18 protein-coding genes are annotated in these 20,510 nt (G+C 62.3%); 6 read left to right on the forward strand and 12 right to left on the reverse strand.

The genetic code is table 11. The annotated features are described in order from the left end of the window. Nucleotides 1–15 precede the first annotated feature (15 nt). Entirely contained in the window at nt 16–1,326 is a 1,311-nt protein-coding gene (gene hslU, locus ACODTY_RS04420) for an ATP-dependent protease ATPase subunit HslU (protein ID WP_488993068.1), read from the forward strand. A gap of 35 nt (nt 1,327–1,361) precedes the next feature. On the opposite strand, the gene ACODTY_RS04425 is transcribed toward hslU, so the two are convergent. Then, nucleotides 1,362–2,408: a polysaccharide deacetylase family protein gene (locus ACODTY_RS04425; RefSeq protein WP_488993069.1), complete on the reverse strand. Its 1,047-nt coding sequence runs from the start codon at nt 2,406–2,408 to the stop codon at nt 1,362–1,364. Continuing rightward, the gene (locus ACODTY_RS04430) at nt 2,405–3,625 is read right to left on the reverse strand and encodes a carboxylate--amine ligase (RefSeq protein ID WP_488993070.1); all 1,221 of its coding nucleotides are present in this window, start codon (nt 3,623–3,625) and stop codon (nt 2,405–2,407) included. The genes ACODTY_RS04425 and ACODTY_RS04430 overlap by 4 nt, the downstream gene beginning before the upstream one ends. Before the next feature lie 253 nt (nt 3,626–3,878). Between ACODTY_RS04430 and ACODTY_RS04435 the strand changes: the two genes are divergently transcribed. From ACODTY_RS04435 to ACODTY_RS04445, 3 genes are read left to right on the forward strand one after another with little or no spacing between them, the layout of a single operon-like run. Further along, a complete protein-coding gene (locus ACODTY_RS04435) occupies nt 3,879–4,871 on the forward strand; it encodes an ABC transporter substrate-binding protein (protein ID WP_488993071.1) in 993 nt (330 codons plus the stop codon). 12 nt (nt 4,872–4,883) lie between these two features. Next, nucleotides 4,884–6,557, forward strand: a complete 1,674-nt coding sequence (locus ACODTY_RS04440; RefSeq protein ID WP_488993072.1) for an ABC transporter permease — start codon at nt 4,884–4,886, stop codon at nt 6,555–6,557. Then, entirely contained in the window at nt 6,557–7,624 is a 1,068-nt protein-coding gene (locus tag ACODTY_RS04445; RefSeq protein ID WP_488993073.1) for an ABC transporter ATP-binding protein, read from the forward strand. Before ACODTY_RS04440 ends, ACODTY_RS04445 begins: the two co-directional genes overlap by 1 nt. Before the next feature lie 50 nt (nt 7,625–7,674). Here ACODTY_RS04445 and ACODTY_RS04450 read toward each other — a convergent pair whose 3' ends face one another. From ACODTY_RS04450 to dnaK, 6 genes are all read right to left on the reverse strand, one after another. Continuing rightward, nucleotides 7,675–7,962, reverse strand: a complete 288-nt coding sequence (locus ACODTY_RS04450; RefSeq protein ID WP_488993074.1) for a DUF1330 domain-containing protein — start codon at nt 7,960–7,962, stop codon at nt 7,675–7,677. A 28-nt stretch (nt 7,963–7,990) separates the two neighbouring features. Next, nucleotides 7,991–8,692, reverse strand: a complete 702-nt coding sequence (gene pyrF / locus ACODTY_RS04455) for an orotidine-5'-phosphate decarboxylase (RefSeq protein WP_488993075.1) — start codon at nt 8,690–8,692, stop codon at nt 7,991–7,993. After that, nucleotides 8,689–9,285: an NADPH-dependent FMN reductase gene (locus ACODTY_RS04460; RefSeq protein WP_488993076.1), complete on the reverse strand. Its 597-nt coding sequence runs from the start codon at nt 9,283–9,285 to the stop codon at nt 8,689–8,691. Before ACODTY_RS04460 ends, pyrF begins: the two co-directional genes overlap by 4 nt. Nucleotides 9,286–9,414: 129 nt before the next feature. Then, on the reverse strand, nt 9,415–10,020 hold the full coding sequence (gene pmtA, locus ACODTY_RS04465; protein ID WP_488993077.1) for a phospholipid N-methyltransferase PmtA: 606 nt from the start codon (nt 10,018–10,020) through the stop codon (nt 9,415–9,417). Between the two features lie 127 nt (nt 10,021–10,147). Then, nucleotides 10,148–11,278 carry a molecular chaperone DnaJ gene (dnaJ, locus tag ACODTY_RS04470; RefSeq protein WP_488993078.1) on the reverse strand — a complete coding sequence of 377 codons (1,131 nt, stop codon included), beginning with the start codon at nt 11,276–11,278 and terminating at the stop codon, nt 10,148–10,150. Between the two features lie 290 nt (nt 11,279–11,568). Next, the gene (dnaK, locus tag ACODTY_RS04475; protein WP_488993079.1) at nt 11,569–13,485 is read right to left on the reverse strand and encodes a molecular chaperone DnaK; all 1,917 of its coding nucleotides are present in this window, start codon (nt 13,483–13,485) and stop codon (nt 11,569–11,571) included. A 284-nt stretch (nt 13,486–13,769) separates the two neighbouring features. On the opposite strand from dnaK, the gene gstA reads away from it, so the two are divergent. Beyond that, on the forward strand, nt 13,770–14,375 hold the full coding sequence (gene gstA / locus ACODTY_RS04480; RefSeq protein ID WP_488993080.1) for a glutathione transferase GstA: 606 nt from the start codon (nt 13,770–13,772) through the stop codon (nt 14,373–14,375). Nucleotides 14,376–14,535: 160 nt separating this feature from the next. Beyond that, nucleotides 14,536–16,188, forward strand: a complete 1,653-nt coding sequence (locus ACODTY_RS04485; RefSeq protein WP_488993081.1) for a lysine--tRNA ligase — start codon at nt 14,536–14,538, stop codon at nt 16,186–16,188. Here the strand turns inward: ACODTY_RS04485 and ACODTY_RS04490 are convergent. The 4 genes from ACODTY_RS04490 to ACODTY_RS04505 all read right to left on the reverse strand — a co-directional run bounded on the left by ACODTY_RS04490 (nt 16,151) and on the right by ACODTY_RS04505 (nt 20,506). Continuing rightward, complete coding sequence (locus tag ACODTY_RS04490; RefSeq protein ID WP_488993170.1) at nt 16,151–16,966, reverse strand: thermonuclease family protein; 816 nt, start codon at nt 16,964–16,966, stop codon at nt 16,151–16,153. The genes ACODTY_RS04485 and ACODTY_RS04490 overlap by 38 nt on opposite strands. A gap of 8 nt (nt 16,967–16,974) precedes the next feature. Beyond that, nucleotides 16,975–17,619 (reverse strand): S24 family peptidase, encoded by a 645-nt coding sequence (locus ACODTY_RS04495; protein ID WP_488993082.1) that lies wholly within the window; start codon nt 17,617–17,619, stop codon nt 16,975–16,977. A 106-nt stretch (nt 17,620–17,725) separates the two neighbouring features. Further along, entirely contained in the window at nt 17,726–18,277 is a 552-nt protein-coding gene (locus tag ACODTY_RS04500; RefSeq protein ID WP_488993083.1) for a thioesterase family protein, read from the reverse strand. Between the two features lie 9 nt (nt 18,278–18,286). Continuing rightward, entirely contained in the window at nt 18,287–20,506 is a 2,220-nt protein-coding gene (locus ACODTY_RS04505) for a 3-hydroxyacyl-CoA dehydrogenase NAD-binding domain-containing protein (RefSeq protein WP_488993084.1), read from the reverse strand. Between the last annotated feature and the right edge of the window lie 4 nt (nt 20,507–20,510).

The following is a 20,510-nucleotide window of genomic DNA, read 5'->3' on the forward strand; positions in this document are numbered from 1 at the left end:
TCATGAGTTGTCCATATGAGTAGTTTTTCCCCCCGCGAAATCGTTTCCGAACTCGACCGTTTCATCATCGGCCAGAAGGACGCCAAGCGCGCCGTGGCGATCGCGCTGCGCAATCGCTGGCGCCGCCAGCAGCTTGAAGGCCAGATGCGCGAAGAGGTCATGCCCAAGAACATCCTGATGATCGGCCCGACCGGCGTCGGCAAGACCGAGATCTCGCGCCGGCTGGCCAAGCTCGCTGGTGCCCCCTTCGTCAAGGTCGAGGCGACCAAATTCACCGAGGTCGGCTATGTCGGCCGCGACGTCGAGCAGATCGTGCGTGACCTGGTCGAGGTCGCCATCGGCTTGCAACGAGAGAAGATGCGCGAAGACGTTAAGGCGCGCGCCCACCTCAATGCAGAGGAACGCGTCCTGGAAGCGCTCGTCGGCAAGACCGCATCACCCGCCACGCGCGACAGTTTCCGCAAGAAGCTGCGCGACGGCGAACTCGACGACAAGGAGATCGAGGTCGAAGTCGCCGATACCGGAACCGGCGGCATGCCCGGCTTCGAAATCCCCGGAATGCCGGGCGCCAATATCGGCGTCATGAACATCAACGACATGCTGTCCAAGGCGATGGGCGGCAAGCGCACCAAGACGCGCAAGACCACCGTCAAGGATTCCTACGAGGTCTTGATCAACGACGAGTCCGACAAGCTGCTCGATCAGGACGAAGTGGTGCGCCGCGCACTGGAAGCAACCGCCAATGACGGCATCGTCTTCCTCGACGAGATCGACAAGATCGCCGCGCGCTCCGACATATCGGGCGGACCTTCGCGCGAAGGCGTGCAGCGCGATCTTCTGCCGCTGGTCGAAGGCACCACGGTCGCGACCAAATACGGACCGGTCAAGACGGACCACATCCTGTTCATCGCGTCAGGCGCCTTCCACGTCTCGAAGCCGTCCGACCTTTTGCCTGAACTTCAGGGCCGCCTGCCGATCCGCGTCGAGTTGCGTGCGCTGGAAAAGGAAGACTTCGTGCGCATCCTCACCGAGACGGAAGCCAGCCTGATCAAGCAGTATGTGGCGCTGATGGCGACCGAAGGGGTCACGCTCGAGTTCACCGACGACGCCATCGATTCGCTGGCCGGCATCGCCGTCGATCTCAACGCGTCGGTCGAAAACATCGGCGCGCGCCGCTTGCAGACGGTGATGGAGCGCGTGCTGGACGATATCTCCTACGACGCGCCGGACCGCAACGGCACCGCCGTCACCATCGACGCCGCCTATGTGCAGAAGCATGTCGGCGACCTGTCGAGGAACACGGACCTGTCGCGCTTTATCCTCTGACGGACCGTGTGGCAGCGCGGGCTTTCCCGCGCTGCCTACATCAGCTTGAACGGTATGCCCGAGATCAGCGCCCGCACATAGCGCTTCTGCTGATAGAGACCGTTCAACGACACACGGTTGAACGCCGTCGGGCGCTTCAGGTTCGCAGCAGCCAGAACCCCTGGCTGCGTCGTGACAGCAATCTTCAACCCCGCCTCGGCCGCCGCCGCAAACTCCCGCTCGCCGACCGCAGTCGCGTAGCCGTATGGGTAAGCAAGGCTGGCGGGCTTGCGGCCGACATAGCTTTCAACCGCCTCGATCGAACCGGCGATCTCCCGCCGCAGCCGTTCGGCTTCGATGCGCTTGAGGTTGACGTGGGTCAGCGTGTGCGCGCCAAAACGGGCGAGCGGATCGCGGGCGAGGTCGCGCAGTTCCTTGTGATCCATCACCAGCCGCTCGACGATAGACAGCGGTTCGATGCCGTTCTCGCGTGCCGCCGCATCCAGCCGCGCCACCGCCTCGTCCTCTTCCACCGTCTGGACAAAGCCGGAAATGCGCTCGAAGGCCGCCTGCTTCTCACCCGCGGTCCGCATCACTTGCGTTTCCGGCCCGTTTCCGAAATCGAACGCCAATGCATCCTTGTCGCGGGTCAGCGCCTCGGCGGTCTCCCACCACATCGACCGGGTGCGTTCGACAAAGCCCTTGCAGATGAAAATCGTGTACGGCACCCCGTGCTTGCGAAAGACAGGTGCTGCATGTTCGGCATTGTTGCGGTAGCCGTCGTCCAGCGTGAAGCACACGAACCGGCGACTGTCTTTGGGGTCGGCCAGCAAGTCCGGCAAATCCTCCAGCGCAACCGGTACCAGGCCCGCTTGCAGCGCGACTTCGATCGCCTGATCGAGGAACTGCGGCGTCACCGACAAAAGCGCGTTCGGCTGATACGTGTCGGTTTGTGCTGGCCTTACATGATGCAGCGTGAAGATCACGCCGCGCCCGGCTACCGAAGGCCAAAGCGCGCCGGCGTTGCTCAGCGCCACCGCCTCCAACCCGCCCCGTATGGCGGCGTTGCGCAGAATCCTTTTCGCGGCAGCTTTCAAGCTCATGCGCCCGTCCGCTCCTTCAGCACGCGGCGGGTCAGCACCCGCCACGCCGTCAACGGCAGGTCGAGGACGCCCGGTACCGGGTCATTCGGCGCAAAAGCCGCCCACGTCTTCACAGCGCGGAAGGAACCCAGATAGTCACGCAGCGAAAGCTCGCCCCTCGCCATGAGCTGCGCGGCGGCCACCATGTCGCGCGCCAGATACATCCACGCCGTGCCGACCTGCGCTGTGCCCATTCCAACATCGACGCCAGTCGCAGTCGCCCAAAGCATGGCGCCGAGATCGAGCCCGGCCGCACCGGCAAGGCCAAACCACGACCACGGTCGTGGATTGACGTCGAGCAGCTTCAAGCCACCATCACGGGCATCGTGCTTGAATTCGATTTCCACCAATCCGTGATGGCTGACCGACGAGAGCAGTCGCCGGGAGACAGCAACCGCCTCCGGCTGCTCGACCACCTGTACAAAGGTGCTGGTGTAGCCGAATTCGACCGGATACTGCCGCAGGCGCCGTGCCGTGAACTCGACGACAGGTTCGCCATGGTTCCACAGCCCTGCGTATGAGAACTGGGCCTTGCCGCCACCGGGTATCAATTGCTGAACGACCACATTTGCGGCACCGATCTCGCGAGCGGCAACTTCGAAGGCTGCAAGAAAGCCCGCCTTGTCGTCGGCGCGAACCACCTTGGCGCGCGCCAGCGCGCTGTCGCCGCCGCCCATGTTGGGCTTCAGCACGACAGGAAAATGCATCTCGGCCCGCTCCGCCTCCTCCACCGAAGCGAAGGCATAAGTCAGCGGGACGGCCAGACCGAGTTCAGCCGCGCGGCGATAAAGAAGCGGCTTCTCGCAAACCCATTGCAGTTGCTCCCAGGCTGGCAGGGAGACGCGATAGACAGCTGACAGGGCATCCAGCGAGCGCGAGACCATCTGCACCTCGGCATCGCCGCCGGCGATGAGCAGTGCACCCGCAAGGCCATGCTTTGCCGCAAGATCCAGCAGGCGAGAGGTTGCGTCCGGCGCGTCCGGGCCGGGCCAGCTGAATTTGCGGCTCACATGGCGCGACCAGCCGGGCAGCGGCGTATCGTTGCTGACAAGCGTAACCGGAACGCCCATCGCTGCCAGGCTGCGCGCCAAGGCAAGCGTGCCATGCGCGCCGCCGAGAATGACGACGCCCGGCGCTGTGGTCTCCGAACCGGTATTGGGCAAGGGCTCAGCAAGCATCGATCGGTTCCGGAAATCGGCACGTATCGAAAGGTCGCGCCATGGCTGGGCCGATCAAAATCATGGCGTGGAAACCTAGCCGATCTCCGTTAACAAATCCCAGTTGCGAGGCCGTGCCAAACGCCGCCACCGAGTGGTCGCACGCCTGACGGAAGTATCACTATTTTGTCATTGCATTGACCATGCGGAACGCGATCGATAATTTGCCAGCTCATTAATTTCTACCAGATTGAAATTCCTTGGGAGGCAGTGCATGAAATTTCCTACTCGTATCCTGGCGACCGCGTTCGCGTCGTTCATGGCAGTCACTTCGGCTCACGCTTTGGTCGTCTATTCCAGCGTCGACGAAGAGAACGCCAAGAAACTTCTGGACGCTTTCTCCAAAGCCAGCGGCGTCGAAGTCCAGATGGTGTTCCTGTCGTCGGGCCCGGCGCTCTCCCGTATCGAAGCCGAAAAGGCCAGCCCGCAGGCCGATGTCTGGTTTGGCGCGCCGAGCGAAAACCACATCCTTGCCAAGGAGCGCGGCCTGACCGAGCCATACGCCTCCGCCAATGCCGACAAACTCACCGATGAGTTCAAGGACAAGGACGGTTTCTGGCACGCAATCTACACCAACCCGATTGCCTTCGGCGTTCGCACCGACATCCTGGAAAGCCGCAAGGCGCCCGTTCCGACGTCGTGGGAAGACCTGAAGAACCCGGCCTACAAGGGCCTGATCCAGATGCCGTCACCGCAGTCTTCGGGCACCGCCTATGCGATGATGCTGACGCTGATCAAGGAGCGCGGCGAGGATGGCGCATTCGAATACATGAAGGCGCTCAACCCCAACGTGCAGACCTACACGCAAAGCGGAACCGCACCGAGCGGCGCGCTTGGCGTGGGCGAGACGCCGTTGGCGATCCAGTTCACGCCGGGCTTCCTCAAGCTTGCGGACGAAGGTTTCCCCGTCAAGGTGGTCTTCCCGAGTGAAGGCGTAGGCTACGAGGTCGCAGCGATGTCGATCCTCAAGGGCGCGCAACATGCGGATGAAGCGAAGAAGCTGGTCGACTGGATGACGTCTACCGATGGACAGGGCGCTTTGAGCGCTTCCAAGACCTACTTCCTGCCGATCCGTTCCGACGTCAGCGGCGGCACCGGCGTTCCGGCACTGGATTCCATCAAGCTGGTTGCCGCCGACGCGGGCTTCGCTGCGGAGAACAAGAAGCGGCTGGTCGAGCGCTGGGCCAAGGAAGTTCTCGGCCAGTAAGGGCAAGTTCACTTGTTTTTCAAAGCACGCCAGGAATTGAAGCTACTGGCGCGGGATCCGATTCTTCTCGCGCTATTAGGTATAATCGCCGCTTCCATTGTGCTGTTTGTCGTCTATCCGCTGGCCAAGGTCCTCTTGGCCAGCGTGCAGGTCGACGGGCAATGGACGCTGTCGGAATATTGGTCGCTGGGTGAGCGCAAGCTCTATCGCAATGCGTTGGTCAACAGCCTTGGCGTTGCGGCATTTGTCGGTGTGATCAGCGTCATCATAGGTTTCGTGGCGGCTTTCGTTCTGGCGCGGCTAAACGTTCCGGGCAAGTCGCTGCTCCACTACATAACACTGTTGCCGATCGTCTCACCGCCCTTCGTCAGCGCGGTATCGATCCTGTTCCTGTTCGGATTCAACGGGCTCATCACACGGCAGTTGCTGGGTCTGGAGGATTTTTCAATCTACGGCTTCCACGGCGTGGTGCTGTCGCAGGTGTTCACCTTCGCGCCGATCGCCTACCTGTCGCTGCGAGGCGTGCTGGCCTCGATCAGCCCGACCCTGGAGGACGCCGCGCTCAACATCGGCGCGACGCGCTGGCAGACTTTCTGGAAGGTCAGCTTCCCCTTGTCGCTGCCGGGCATCGCGGGAGCCTTTCTCGTCGTTTTCATCGAATCCATGGCCGATTTCGGCAATCCGCTGGTTCTTGCCGGCGCGGCGTTCCCAATGCTGGCGCCGCAGGCCTATCTGGAGATCACGGGCTCATTCAACCTCGCGCGGGGCGCAACGCTTGCGATCATCTTGCTGATCCCTTCGCTGACCGCTTTTGCCATCCAGCGCTACTATCTGGCCAAGCGCCAGTACATCACCGTCACCGGCAAACCGACCGCCTCGACATCGAAGATCGTCAGTGAGCCGGCGAAGTGGATGCTTTATGCCTTCGTGTTGCTGTTTGCTCTCTTCGTCTCAGCCTTCTACGCCGTCATCTTCGTCGGCGCATTCACCAAGGTCTGGGGCTTCAACTACACACCGACGGCCGACCATTTCATCTATGTCTTCGATGTCGGCCTCGACACGGTGAAGGACACATTGATCGTGGCCATCGTCTCGACCCCGATCAGCGGCATCTTCGGCATGCTGGTGGCGTTCCTGGTGGTGCGGCGAACCTTCCCGGGCCGAACCGCGCTGGAATTCGGATCGATCCTCAGCTTCGCCGTCCCCGGAACGGTTGTCGGCATCGGCTACATCCTTGCCTTCAATTCCCAGCCGATCGTCTTGACCGGCACCCTGGCGATCCTCGTCCTGTGCTTCGTGTTCCGCTACATGCCGGTCGGCATTCAATCCGGCATCGCCGTGCTACGCCAGATCGATCCGTCGATCGAGGAAGCGGCGCAGAACCTCGGCGCCGATGGGTTGACGACATTTAGAAAAGTCACGCTGCCGCTGATCGCGCCGGCCTTTTTCTCGGGTCTTGTCTACGCCTTCGTGCGCGCGATGACGGCGATCAGCGCGGCCATATTCCTCGTGTCGGCGAACTGGAACCTGATGACAGTGCAGATCCTCAATCAGGTCGGCTCCGGCCGCCTCGGCGTCGCCGCCGCCTATAGTGTTGTCGTGATCCTGATCGTGCTGGTCGCGATCGGCGTCATAAGTGCATTCGTGGGGCGCTGGTCTCGCCACACATCGATGGTGAGATATTAATGGCTCAAGGAATCAGGATAGCCGGGCTCAACAAGCTGTTTCCGGGCCCCGACGGCACATCGGTCGCAGCGGTCAAGGACGTCAACCTCGAAATTGCCGAGGGCAAGTTGGTTACCCTGCTCGGCCCGTCTGGCTGCGGCAAGACCACGCTTTTGCGCATGATCGCCGGCTTCGAGGAGCCGACATCCGGCGACATCTGGTTCGGCGACAAGCGCATCAATGACGAGCCGCCGAACACGCGCGACGCGGCGATGGTGTTCCAGTCCTATGCCATCTTCCCGCATCTCGACGTGTTCGAAAACGTCGCCTTCGGTCTGCGCCTTCGCAAATTCTCCAAGGCGGACATCGAAGAGCGCGTGAAGCGGGTGCTTGAGCAGACCGGGCTAAACAATCTCGCCCGCCGCTCGCCGAACCAGCTGTCCGGCGGGCAACAGCAGCGCGTTGCGCTGGCGCGTTGCATCGTCATGGAGCCGCGCGTCCTTTTGTTCGACGAACCGCTCTCCAATCTCGATGCCAAGCTGCGTGACCAGATGCGCATCGAAATCCGCGAACTGCAGCAGCGGCTCGGCATAACTAGCATCTACGTCACCCACGACCAGGTCGAGGCCATGAGCATTTCCGACGATATCGTCGTGATGAATGGGGGTGTCGTCGAGCAGGTTGGGTCGCCCCACACGGTCTACGCCCGCCCGGCCAGCCGCTTTGTTGCCGACTTCATCGGCAAGGCCAATTTTGTGTCGGCGACTGTCGTGGACAAAAATTCCGTGGAAGTGGCCGGCAAGACCCTGACCCTTCCGGGCACGCCGGGACTTGAGAAAAAGTCGAGGGTTACGCTGGTCGTACGGCCGGAAGCTGTCAGACTTGACGCCGCAAAAGGCGACTTCATCGGCACAGTCAGCCGCGTCATGTTCCTCGGCAATATCGCCGAATACCTGATCAAGATACCGGGCATCGGCTATTGGCTGGTGGATAGCCCGAACCCCGGCGAAACCGGCCTGTTCGAAGTCGGCCAAGCCATCCACCTGTCCCCCAGCCGGCCGTCGATCCACGTTCTCGACCGCGCATAGAAAACTGGCGGACAGACGGAACGGGGACACGACAGCAGCACGTCGAGGGCTCAGCTGCCCTCGACCAGGACGATCTCACCGTCCGCGACCTGCTGGCGGATGGCGGCGGCGCGCTGGTATTCCGGCGAATGGTAGCAATCATGCGCCGTTGCCAGCGAGTCGAACTCGATGATGACATTGCGCGCCCGGCCGGGACCTTCGGCGTTTTCGTGCTCGCCGCCGCGCGCCAGGAACTTGGCTCCGAAGCGCTCGAACGCCGGCTTGGCAGCGGCAACATAATCCTTGTAGCGTTCAGGATCGCGAATATCGACGCGAGCGATCCAGTATCCCTTGGGCATTCCAATTCCTCCAAAAAGTCCCATGCGATCAGGCTGAGCGCATGTCGTCCAAAATAGCTTGAGCAGCCGCCCGCCTGTCAACCGCGCCGACGATCGGGCGCGCCACGACAAGGTGGCTGGACCCGTTGCGTATGGCGTCGCGCGGCGTCACCACCCGCTTCTGGTCGCCATGCTCGGCGCCGGCGGGGCGGATGCCCGGCGTCACCAAAGCGAGATCGGGGCCGACGATCTTGCGCACCGCAGCCGCCTCATGGGCTGAGCATACGATGCCGCCCATGCCAGCGTGCAAGGCCTGTTCGGCGCGCCGCAACACCAGCGTGTGCGGATCGTATTCGTAGCCGGCTTCGACGACATCGTTCTCATCCATCGATGTCAGCACGGTCACCGCCAGCAAGGTGAGGTCGCTGCCGCGCGCGGCCTCCACCGCTGCCCGCATCGTCTTCGGATATGCGTGCAAGGTAAGCATGGTCATGCCCATCTTGACGATGTTCTCGACGCCCTTGGCCACCGTGTTGTCGATGTCGAGCAGCTTCATGTCGAGGAACACCCTGGTTCCGCCGCTCGCAAGCTCGCGCGCAAAGTCGAGACCGCCGGCGAAGGCGAGCTGGTAGCCGATCTTGTAGAAGGAAACGACGCCGTCGAGGTCGCGCACCACTTTTTCGGCTTCGGCCAGCGTCGGCACGTCGAGGCCAACGATCAGGCGGTCGCGCATATCGTGGGCTGGGATCATGGCTCGTTCCTCCTGGACAATTGCGCGGCCCGCTCGGCCAGCGCGCTTGCAACATTTTCCATCGCCCGGCGCAAGCGCTCGTCGCGGAAATCGCCCTTGTCGTCGAAAGCGTCCGCTCCGTTGGGCACGGAGCACTCCGGAACGATGACGTCGACCCGGCAGCGCACAAGAACCGCGCGCAGATGGTTGATGGCGCGAACGCCCGCGAACTGGCCTTCCGACGACGAGCAAAGTGCTGCGACCTTGCCGGAAAACGGCTTCAACACCTGATTGCCGTCACGCCGAACGCGGCTCACCCAGTCGATGGAATTCTTCAACAAGGGCGGCAGCGAGCCATTGTATTCGGGCGTCGCGACAAGCAGGCCGTCATGCCGGTCGATCAGCCGCGCCAGCTTCATGGCGCTTTCCGGCATGCCGTCGAGCTTTTCCACATCCTGATCGAAAATCGGCAAGGGATAGTCGCCAAGCGAGATGCGCGTCACCTCAGCACCTTGCAAGACGAGCGCCTTCTGGCCCGCATCCGCGGTCTTGCCGCTATAGGCGCCACTGCGCACCGGACCGGCGAAGACCAGGATACGTGGGATGATTGGCATGTGCCCACCTACAAGCAGTTCGCAGGCGGAATCAATACGGCGTAGGCACTATGTGCAACCCGTAACCGGGTCTCGGCCACGCGCTTCCCGGCAACCGCAGTTTGCGCCACCGCCAGCCTGCCGTCGCGCCTAGTGCGTGGCGCGCCGGTAGATCCAAAGCCTCGTCGGCGGGATGTTGCGGAGGATGAAGTCGAAATGCTCCACGGTGTAGTCGCCACGACCGACCGGGATCGGCGACATCGGGCCATAGGTGAGTTGCACCACGGGACGGCCGTGCGGAAGGCGGTCGAGCAGACCGTTGAGATAGGCAATGCGTTGCCTGACCGGGAAGTTCAGCAGCGGCACGCCAGAGACAACCGAATCGAACTTCAAATCGCGCTTGTCGCCCAGCGTCTTGTCGAGGTTGAAGGCGTCGCCCTCAATCACGTTGACGCGCGGAAAATGGCTGCGCAGATGGTGCACGAATTCGTGCGAATATTCGATGGCATAGAGGTTCTCCGGCTTCACGCCGTGCGCCAGAATCGCCTTGGTGATGACGCCGGTTCCCGGCCCGAGCTCAAGCACAGGCAAGCCCGACTTGATGTCGATCACCGAGACCATGCGGCGGGCGGTGATGGAACTGGTCGGCACAATCGCGCCTACGGCCTTGGGCTTGTGAATCCAGCCCTTGAAGAACTTCAGTTCATCGTCGAATTTTGCCGCCAGCGTCTTGCGCAGTCCGGACCCTCTTGTCATGCCAATTCTCCTGAGGCTCCCCACGCGCTACTTAGCACTTGCGTGGCCCCATGCAAGGCATACTCTGGTACAAGCTGTTGATGACGCTACGGAAGCCTCGCTTTTTTTCGGCGAGGCCAGCCTCGCATCAATTCTCGCCGAACGACTCGAAGAAGTCCTTCATGCGGGCAAAAAAGCCGCTCGACTGGGGCGAATTGTCCTTCGACGACAATTGCTCGAATTCCTCCAGCAATTCGCGCTGCCGGCGCGTCAGGTTCTGCGGCGTCTCGACAGCGGTCTGGATGTAGAGATCGCCAAGTTGCGGCTGGCGCAGCACCGGCATGCCCTTGGCCTTGAGGCGGAACTGGCGGCCGTTCTGGGTGCCTTCCGGCACCTTCACCCGCGTCTGCGTGCCGTCCAGCGTCGCCACTTCGAAGGAACCGCCAAGGGCGGCGGTCGTCATCGAGATCGGCACCTTGCAGTAAAGGTCGGCGCCGTCGCGCTGGAAGAACTCATGCGGCTTCACGCTGAGGAAAATGTAGAGATCGCCCGTCGGTCCGCCGCGCAGTCCCGCTTCGCCTTCGCCAGCCAGCCGGATGCGGGTGCCGTCCTCGATGCCGGCCGGAATGTTGACGGAAAGCGAGCGCTCCTCGGTCACGCGGCCTTGGCCGGCACATTTCGCGCATGGGTCCTTGATCGTCTGGCCGCGTCCCTGGCATTGCGGGCAGGTGCGTTCGATCGAAAAGAAGCCCTGGCTCGCCCGAACCTTGCCATGGCCGTTGCACATGGTGCAGGTCACCGGCTGCGTGCCGGGCTTGGCGCCCGAACCCGAACACTCGGTGCAGGAAACGGAAGCCGGCACGTGAATTTGGGCGGTCTTGCCGGCAAAAGCCTCTTCCAGCGAAATTTCCATATTGTAGCGCAGGTCGGCGCCGCGCTCGCGACCGCCCGACGACCGGCGGCGTCCGCCGCCCATCATGTCGCCGAAAATGTCTTCGAAGATGTCGGCAAAGCCGCCCGCGCCGAAACCGGCGCCGCCGCCGTTCATGCCGCCATTTTCGAAGGCGGCATGGCCGAAGCGATCATAGGCCGCGCGCTTTTGCGGATCCTTCAACGTCTCGTAGGCTTCGTTGATTTCCTTGAACTTGTGCTCGCAGGCGTGATCGCCGGGATTGCGGTCCGGATGGAACTGCATGGCGAGCTTGCGGAATGCGCTCTTCAGTTCCTTGTCGTCAGCGCCCTTGCTGACCCCGAGCGTCTCGTAGAAATCGGCTTTCATCTTGTCCCGTGACCAGGATGTTCGACCGGATGTTCAATGTCTCGGCGCATTGCGTTCCTGCCTGGACCCGTTCCGATCCCCATCCGGGGTCGATGAACCGCCCAATCCTTCTTGTTCAGGCAACCCGACAGGAAACCGACCGTTTCCCGGAATTGCTCTAGCGTTTCGATTTAAGCGTCCGGTTGCCCGGATGCCAGAGCCGCGGTCCGTTTCGCAGCGATTTTTCATTCATTTTGCAGAAAAGCCCGGTTTTTACACCGGGCTTCCGCCATTCCATGCGCAAAAGGAAGTTAAGCCGACTTCTTCTTGTCGTCGTCTTCGTCGATTTCCTCGAAGTCGGCGTCGACCACGTCGCTATCCTTGGCGGCATCCGCCTTGGCGTCCGCTTCGGCCGCTTCCTTCTGCGAGGCCTCGTACATGGCCTGGCCAAGCTTCATCGAAGCTTCGGCAAGCGCCTGGGTCTTGGCCTCGATCTCGGCAACGTCGTCGCCTTCGGCAGCCGTCTTCAGTCCGGCAATCGCGTCGGAAATCGCGGTACGCTCGGCTTCCGTAACCTTGTCGCCATATTCCTTCAGCGACTTCTCCGAAGAATGCGCCAGCGCTTCGGCCTGGTTGCGGGCCTCAACAAGCGCCTTGCGCTTCTTGTCGGCCTCGGCGTTCGCCTCGGCATCCTTCACCATCTTCTCGATGTCGGAATCGCTCAGGCCACCGGATGCCTGGATGCGGATCTGGTGCTCCTTGCCGGTGCCCTTGTCCTTGGCCGACACGTTGACGATGCCGTTGGCGTCGATGTCGAAGGTGACCTCGATCTGCGGCACGCCGCGCGGTGCCGGCGGAATGCCAACCAGGTCGAACTGGCCGAGCAGTTTGTTGTCCGCCGCCATTTCGCGCTCGCCCTGGAAGACGCGGATGGTGACGGCCGACTGCGAGTCCTCGGCGGTCGAGAAGGTCTGGCTCTTCTTGGTCGGAATCGTCGTGTTGCGCTCGATAAGGCGCGTGAACACACCGCCCAGCGTCTCGATGCCGAGCGACAGCGGCGTCACGTCGAGCAACAGCACATCCTTGACGTCGCCCTGCAGCACGCCGGCCTGAATGGCAGCGCCAAGCGCCACGACCTCATCGGGGTTGACGCCCTTGTGCGGCTCCTTGCCGAAGAACTGCTTCACGATCTCCTGGATCTTGGGCATGCGGGTCATGCCGCCGACTAGAACCACTTCGTCGATCTCGCCTGCCTTCAGGCCAGCATCCTTCAGCGCTGCCTTGCACGGCGCGATGGTGCGCTGGACGAGATCATCGACCAGGCTCTCGAACTTGGCGCGGGTCAGCTTCAAGGTCAGGTGCTTGGGGCCGGTCGCGTCAGCGGTGATGAAGGGCAGGTTGATTTCGGTCTGCGTCGTGGACGACAGCTCGATCTTGGCCTTTTCGGCGGCCTCCTTGAGGCGCTGAAGGGCGAGCTTGTCGTTCTTCAGGTCGATGCCCTGTTCCTTCTTGAACTCGGCCGCCAGATATTCGACCAGGCGCATGTCGAAATCCTCGCCGCCGAGGAAGGTGTCGCCATTGGTCGACTTCACCTCGAACACGCCGTCGCCGATCTCGAGGACGGAGATATCGAAGGTGCCGCCGCCAAGGTCGTAGACGGCGATGGTCTTGCCTTCCTTCTTGTCGAGGCCGTAGGCGAGCGCCGCGGCGGTCGGCTCGTTGATAATGCGCAGCACTTCAAGACCGGCAATCTTGCCGGCGTCCTTGGTGGCCTGACGCTGGGCATCGTTGAAATAGGCCGGAACGGTGATGACCGCCTTCTCGACCGTCTCGCCGAGATAGGCTTCCGCCGTTTCCTTCATCTTCTGCAGGATCATCGCGGAAATCTGCGACGGCGACTGCTTCTTGCCGCCTGCATCGACCCATGCGTCGCCATTGTCGCCATTGACGATGTTGTAGGGGACGAGATCCTTGTCCTTGGCGGTGACCGGATCGTCATAGCGGCGGCCGATCAGGCGCTTGACCGCGAAAACGGTGTTTTCAGGATTGGTGACCGCCTGCCGCTTGGCCGGCTGGCCGACGAGGCGCTCGCCGTCGCCGCTAAAAGCGACGATCGAAGGCGTGGTGCGCGCGCCTTCCGCATTTTCGATAACCTTGGCGTCCTTGCCATCCATGACGGCGACGCAGGAATTGGTCGTTCCGAGGTCGATGCCGATTACTTTTGCCATTGGTTCAGTCTCTCCACTAAGCAGGCTTTCAAGGACCCTGTCAGGCGTTCCGGCGAAAGCCCCTGTTCACAGAAATTCCGTACACGCCCGCGCATTGCGCGGCCGGCACGGTTGTGCGGCGTATATAAGAACAGGCCGCGCGGCGTGCAAGCGTTCTCCACCTTGCGTGCACGTAACAAACAGGCGGTGCGTTTAAGGCAACGCTGTGTTCACCCGAATGGGATTTGAGCTTGAAGGGTGCGCATGTGAAAGGATGCCGATCAATCTGACGGAGTATCCTTGAAATGAAGCTTTTCTACATGCCCGGCGCCTGCTCACTGGCCCCGCATATCGTTGCCAATGAAGCAGGTATCGACCTGGAGCTGGTAAAGGTCGATGGCGCCAGCAAGACGACCGAGGCGAAACAGGACTATCTGGCCACCAATCCCAATGGCTATGTGCCGGCACTCGTCCTCGACGACGGCGAAACGCTGACCGAGGCTTCAGTCGTCATGCAGTATCTTGCCGACCGCAAGCCCGACAGCGGCCTGATCCCGGCATCGGGCGAAATGAACCGCTACCGGGTGCAGCAATGGCTGAACTTCGTCGCCACGGAACTGCACAAGGGCTTTGCTCCTCTGTTCCGGCCCAACACGCCTGAGGAAACCAAGGTCATCAACAAGGAGCACCTGACCAAGCGCGTCAAGTTTCTCGACACGCGCCTTGCCGATCGTTCCTACCTGATGGGCGATGCCTTCAGCGTGGCCGACGCCTATCTCTGGACCGTGCTCGGCTGGGCAAAGCATGTCGGCCTCGACCTTTCCGGCTTTGCCAATGTCCAGCGCTTCCTCGGCACCGTCGCAGCACGGCCCGCCGTGCAGAAGAGCCTGCGCGAAGAAGGCCTGGCGTAAATCCTCGAAATGCCAGCCTGGTTACGCGGCAGGCCCGCGGCCAGGCTGGCAATTGCGCTGCCTTATATCAAAATCCATCGAAAAATTTGACCTTGCAGCGCTGCCCGCATAGAGCAGGCGCGCCGGCAGCTTGGCCGGCGGCGCTAGCAGGACCATCAAAATGGCCGGAACAGGCATCCTCGATCTCAACCCGGAACTTCTTTCCGCTGCGGCGGAGAGCAAAGCCTGGCCGTTCGAGGAAGCCAAGAAAATCATCGCCCGCTACGCAAAAAGCGGGCTTCCGGACACCGTCCTGTTCGAGACAGGTTATGGCCCGTCAGGCCTGCCGCATATCGGCACCTTCGGCGAAGTCGCGCGTACGACCATGGTGCGCCACGCCTTCCGCATCCTCACCCAAGACAAGGTGAAGACGCGGCTCTTGTGCTTCTCCGACGACATGGACGGGATGCGCAAGATACCCGACAACGTGCCGGACAAGGCGTTCCTGGAACCCTATCTGCACATGCCGCTGACCTCGGTGCCCAATCCCTTCGGCGGCGACTACGAGAGCTTCGGCCATCACAACAACGCGATGCTGCGCCGCTTCCTCGACACCTTCGGCTTCGACTACGAGTTCGCCAGCGCGACCGACTACTACAAGTCGGGCCGATTCGATGACGTGCTGCTGCGCGCCGCCGAACGCTACGACGCCATCATGAAGGTGATGCTGCCGACGCTGGGCGAAGAGCGGCAGGCGACCTACAGCCCGTTCCTGCCGATCTCGCCAAAGACCGGCCGTGTGCTCTACGTGCCGATGAAGCATGTCGATGCCAAGGCCGGCACCATCACCTTCAACGACGAGGACGGCACCGAAACCACGCTTGCCGTAACCGGCGGCAAGGTGAAGATGCAGTGGAAGCCCGATTTCGGCATGCGCTGGGCAGCGCTCGGCGTCGATTTCGAGATGTTCGGCAAGGACCACCAGACCAACGCGCCGATCTACGACCGCATCTGCGAAATCCTCGGCGGCCGCGCACCGGAACATTTCGTCTATGAACTGTTCCTCGACGAGAACGGCCAGAAGATATCGAAGTCGAAGGGCAATGGGCTCACCATCGACGAATGGCTGACCTACGCCCCGACCGAGAGCCTCGGCCTTTACATGTACCAGAAGCCGAGGGTGGCGAAGAAGCTCTACTTCGACGTCATCCCGCGCGCCGTCGAGGAATACTACACCTTCCTGTCGGCCTATCCGCGGCAGGACTGGAAGAACCGGCTCGGCAATCCGGTCTGGCACATGCACAGCGGCAATCCGCCGGCCATCGACCTTGCCGTGCCGTTCTCGCTGCTGCTCAACCTTGTCAGCGCCTCGAACGCCCAGAACAAGGACGTATTGTGGGGCTTCATCTCGCGCTATGCACCCGGCGTGTCGCCTGAAAAGAACCCGGAACTGGACCGCCTGACCGGCTATGCGATCCGCTACTTCGAGGACTTCGTGAAGCCGTCGAAGGTCTATCGTGCTCCCGACGACGTCGAGCGCGATGCGCTTGCCAGGCTGTCGGACGCACTTTCCGCGCTGCCGGCAGACGCCGACGGCGAAGCGATCCAGACGGCAACGCTCAACGTTGCCCGCAAGATCGAGCGCTATCAGGATCACACCAAGCAGAGCCCGGAAGGCGGCCCCGGCGTTTCGGTCGCCTTCTTCCAGATGATCTACCAGGTGCTGATCGGCCAGGAACGCGGCCCGCGCTTCGGCTCGTTCGCCGCGCTCTACGGCATCGCCGAAACCCGCGCGCTCATTGCGCAGGCTCTGGCAGGGCAACTGGCGGCGTAAGCTCCTCGCCGGACAGGTCGATGATCGTGTCCGGCGTCGAAGGCGCGGCTTCGGTGCTTCCGGTCAGCGGTGGAACGTCGGTGTTTTCCGGTGCCGCGCCGTAGATGCCCTTGCGCAGGCTGCGCGCCTTTTCGCCGGCCTCTTCGTAGGGACTGCCCTTCTCGGCCCGCGCCCAGCCGTTTTCGACCAGCCATTCGCCGACGTCCTTCTTGCCGGACCGGCAACGCACGGTAAATTCGCCGCGATCCTTGTCAGCGGGAATGGCGCAGACGACCGCCAGTCCGCGCAGGAAGGCCCGGAACGCGCCAAGCGCATGTGCGCCGCAGGTCCATGACTTGCCATTGTCGAGGCAGGTTTCGTCGCTCTGCACAACATCGATGCCGGCAATGGTGACCGAATAGCGTTGCGCGGCAACCATCCCGGCCGACGAGGCGAATGGCCGAAACAGGGTCGTGCCCTTCCAGTCGCCGGAAAGCTTCGGCTTGGGCGGCTCGGCCAATGCCAGGTCGCTCAGCGGCTGGCGCGGCGCGACGCGCTCCAGTTCCACGCCATCCAACTGCGGCGGCGCGACGACGAGCGGGTCGATCGACCTCGACTTCGCAGGCGTCGGTTTGGGTCCGGGCGACGGCGCTGTTGGTACGGCTGCAGGAGCCTCGGCCTCAACCGTTGAAGGTTCCGGTTCAATCGGCGTAGGAAGCAGTGCCCGGCCTCCCGCAACGATCAGCGCGCCCGTCACCACGACGCATAAGGCTGCAAATCCTGCGTGCAGCAGCCGCATGCCGGCCCCTACTGGCTCGCCCAGACGATCCGCGCCACCCATTCGATCTCGTGAGCAGGAATGTCGCGATTTGGATGTTCCGGGTTCAATGAAACGAGAAGGATCGACTTTTCCGTCTGCCGGTTCAAAACCTTGGCCATCACCTCGCCGGCCGTCGTCTTGACGACGACGCGGTCGCCCTTGTGGACGCGCGCGCCGGGCTCCACGATCAGGACATCGCCATTGCGGTAGAGCGGCAGCATGGAATCGCCCTGCACCTTCAGCGCATAGGACGCGGCCGTCGATTGCGCCGGCAGTTCGACAAGGTCCCAGCCATGGCCGACCGGAAATCCCGCATCGTCGAAGAAACCGCCAGCGCCCGCCTGGGCAAAGCCCACCAACGGCACGGTGGGACGCTGCACCGGCAGCGCATCCGCCTCCGGACGCGTCCCGAGCAGTTTCATGAACTCGTCCAGCGACGCCCCGGTCGCTTCCATGATCTTGGCCAGCGATTCCGTCGAGGGCCAGCGCGGACGTCCATCCGAGGACAGCCGCTTCGACTTGTTGAAGGCCGTCGAATCCAGCCCCGCACGCCGGGCAAGACCCGATGCCGACAGCGAATAGCGCTCCGCGAGCGCGTCAATGGCAGCCCAAACACCGTCATGCGAGAGCATGGGGGCTCTCCCTGAGAGGAAAAAATACCTGTGATTTCGTTTTAGCCCCCGAGTGGGCGCTTGTCCACCTTGGGCGGGCCGAACGACGCCGGCACGGGCCGTTTCCCTATTCGGTGGGATTGGCTTTCGTCTCGGCGCGCAGCATCCGGTGCGATCTCAGGAATGCCTCTTCAATGTCGCTCAAGGGGCGCGGCCTTGCCGGATACCCAAGCGCTGCGACAACGTCGTCCATAGGCACAAAGCGGCGCTCTGAACGGTCGTAGACGCCGGCAGTCGTCATCACAGTTGCGGCAACCTCGCCACTTTCGAGAATGAAGCGGTGCTTGCCGACAACCTGCGTTCCCTCCCAGGTCTGGATCGACGACAGCACCTCGAAGTGCTGCCAAAGCCTGATTTCGCGCGCATAGACGACCTGCAGGCCGCCCAGCATCGGCGCCCATCTGCGCTTGCGCGCCACGCCAAGCAGGCCGGCGCGCACGAAAATGTCGATGCGGCCAAGGTCGGCCAGCATCATGTAACGCGCATTATTGAGATGCAGGTTGGAATCGATATCGCTCGGCAAGCAGCGGAAGGCCAGCCGGCCTTCCCCGCCGGGAACATAAGCGCCACGGCTTCGTGCCGTGGCCACCACCCGCGCCAGTCGCGCCCAGACATACATGGCGGCTGGTCAGGCGGCCTTCTTCGCCTGCTCCCCGCCATAGGGATTGAAGCGCTGATAGAAGGTCTCGCCCTTGTCAGCCATGTCGAGCAGCAGCTTGGGCGCCTTGAACTCCGCGCCGTACTTCTTCTGCAGCCGCTTGGCTATCTGGACGAATTCCTTCACGCCGATTCCGTCGATGTAGGACAGCGCGCCACCGGTATAAGGCGCGAAGCCGAACGCCAGGATCGAGCCGACATCGGCCTCGCGCGGATCGACGACGATCTTTTCTTCCATGACGCGCGCCGCTTCCAGCGCAATCACCGTCAAAAGGCGCTGCTTCAGTTCCTCGAAATCAACCTCGTCGGCCTTCTTCTGCGGATAGAGGTCCTTGAGGCCCGGCCACAGCTTCTTCTTGGCCGGCTTGGCCGGATAATCATAAAAGCCCTTGCCGTTCTTGCGGCCAAAGCGCTGATGGGTATCCACCATGGTGTTGATCAGCGCCATCTGCTTGGGGTCCACCGCCCTTTCGCCAAGGTCGCGGATGGTCTGCTTCATGATCTTCTGGGCGAGATCGACAGCCGTCTCGTCGGTCAGCGCCAGCGGCCCAACCGGCATGCCAGCCGCCTTGGCGGCGTTCTCGATCATCGGTGCCGGCACGCCCTCGATCAGCATCTTGTAGGCTTCCGACATGTAGCGCAGCACGCAGCGATTGACGTAGAAACCGCGCGTGTCGTTGACGACGATCGGCGTCTTCTTGATGGCGCGCACGAAGTCGATCGCCGTTGCCAGCGCCTTGTCGCCCGTCTTCTTGCCGAGGATGATCTCGACCAGCATCATCTTGTCGACCGGCGAGAAGAAATGGATGCCAACGAAATTCTTCGGCCGCACCGAATTCTTGGCAAGCGCGGTAATCGGAATGGTCGAGGTGTTGGAGGCAAACACCGCCGATGGCTTCAGCACCGCCTCAGCCTGTTCGGTCGCGCTCTTCTTGACAGCCGAATCCTCGAACACCGCCTCGACGACAAGATCGCAGCCAGCCAGGTCCGCATAGCTTGCGGTCGGCGTGATCAGCGACAACAGCTTTTCCTTGTCCTCCGGCTTGGCCCGGCCCTTCTTGATCAGCCCGTCCATCAGCTCGGCGGAATGCGCCTTGCCCTTTTCCGCCGACGCGGTATCGCGGTCCAGCAACACCACCGGAATGCCGGCCTTGGCGGTGACATGGGCAATGCCCGCACCCATGAAGCCTGCGCCCAATATGCCGATCTTCTTGAACTTGGTGTCCGGCACGCCTTCCGGCCGGCGCGCGCCCTTGTTCAATTCCTGCAGCGAGACAAACAGCGAGCGGATCATCGCCGCCGCTTCCTTGGTCTGCATGATCTCGGTGAAATAGCGCTGCTCGATGCGCAGCGCCGTATCGAACGGCACCAAAAGGCCCTCATAGACGCATTTCAGGATCGCCGAAGCCGCCGGATAATTGCCAAAGGTTTCGCGGCGCAGGATGGCGATGGCCGGCGGCCAAAGGTTTGCGCCTGCCATCGAGTAAACCGGTCCGCCGGGAATCTTGAAACCCTTCTGGTCCCATGGCGCAACGGCGCTGAGACCGTTCTTGATCATTGCCTTTGCCGTCTCGACCAGCTTGGCCGGTTCAGCAACTTCATGGACAAGCCCCATGCCCTTGGCCTTCTGAGGCGTCAGCGTCTGGCCGGACGTCAGCATCTGTAAGGCAGCCTGCGTGTCGGCCAGGCGCGGCACGCGCTGGGTGCCGCCGGCGCCCGGGAAAATGCCGATCTTCACTTCCGGCAGCGCCATCTTCACCTTGTCTGAGTTGGCGGCGACACGGCCATGACAGGCGAGCGAGAGTTCGAAAGCCCCGCCCATGCAGGTTCCGTTGATGGCTGAAACCCATGGCTTGCCGCAGGTCTCGAGCTTGCGGAACAGGCCGGTCATGTAGCCGGCCGTCTCGAACAGCTTCTGCGTCGCCTTCTCGACGTTGCCGGCCTTTTCCTTGGCAAAGGTTTTCAGCATCGTCTGCAGCATGGTGATGTCCGCACCGCCGGAGAAGGTGTCCTTGCCCGACGTGATTACCGCGCCCTTGATGCCGGCCTCGCCGGTCACCCGGTCAACGATGGTGTTCAGTTCGCGCATCACCTCTTCGGTAAACACGTTCATCGAACGGTCGGGCATGTCCCAGGTGATCAGGGCAATGCCGTCGGCGTCGGTTTCCAGCGTGAAGTTCTTGTAGGTCATTGTT

The organism is Mesorhizobium sp. FG116 (assembly GCF_057809835.1).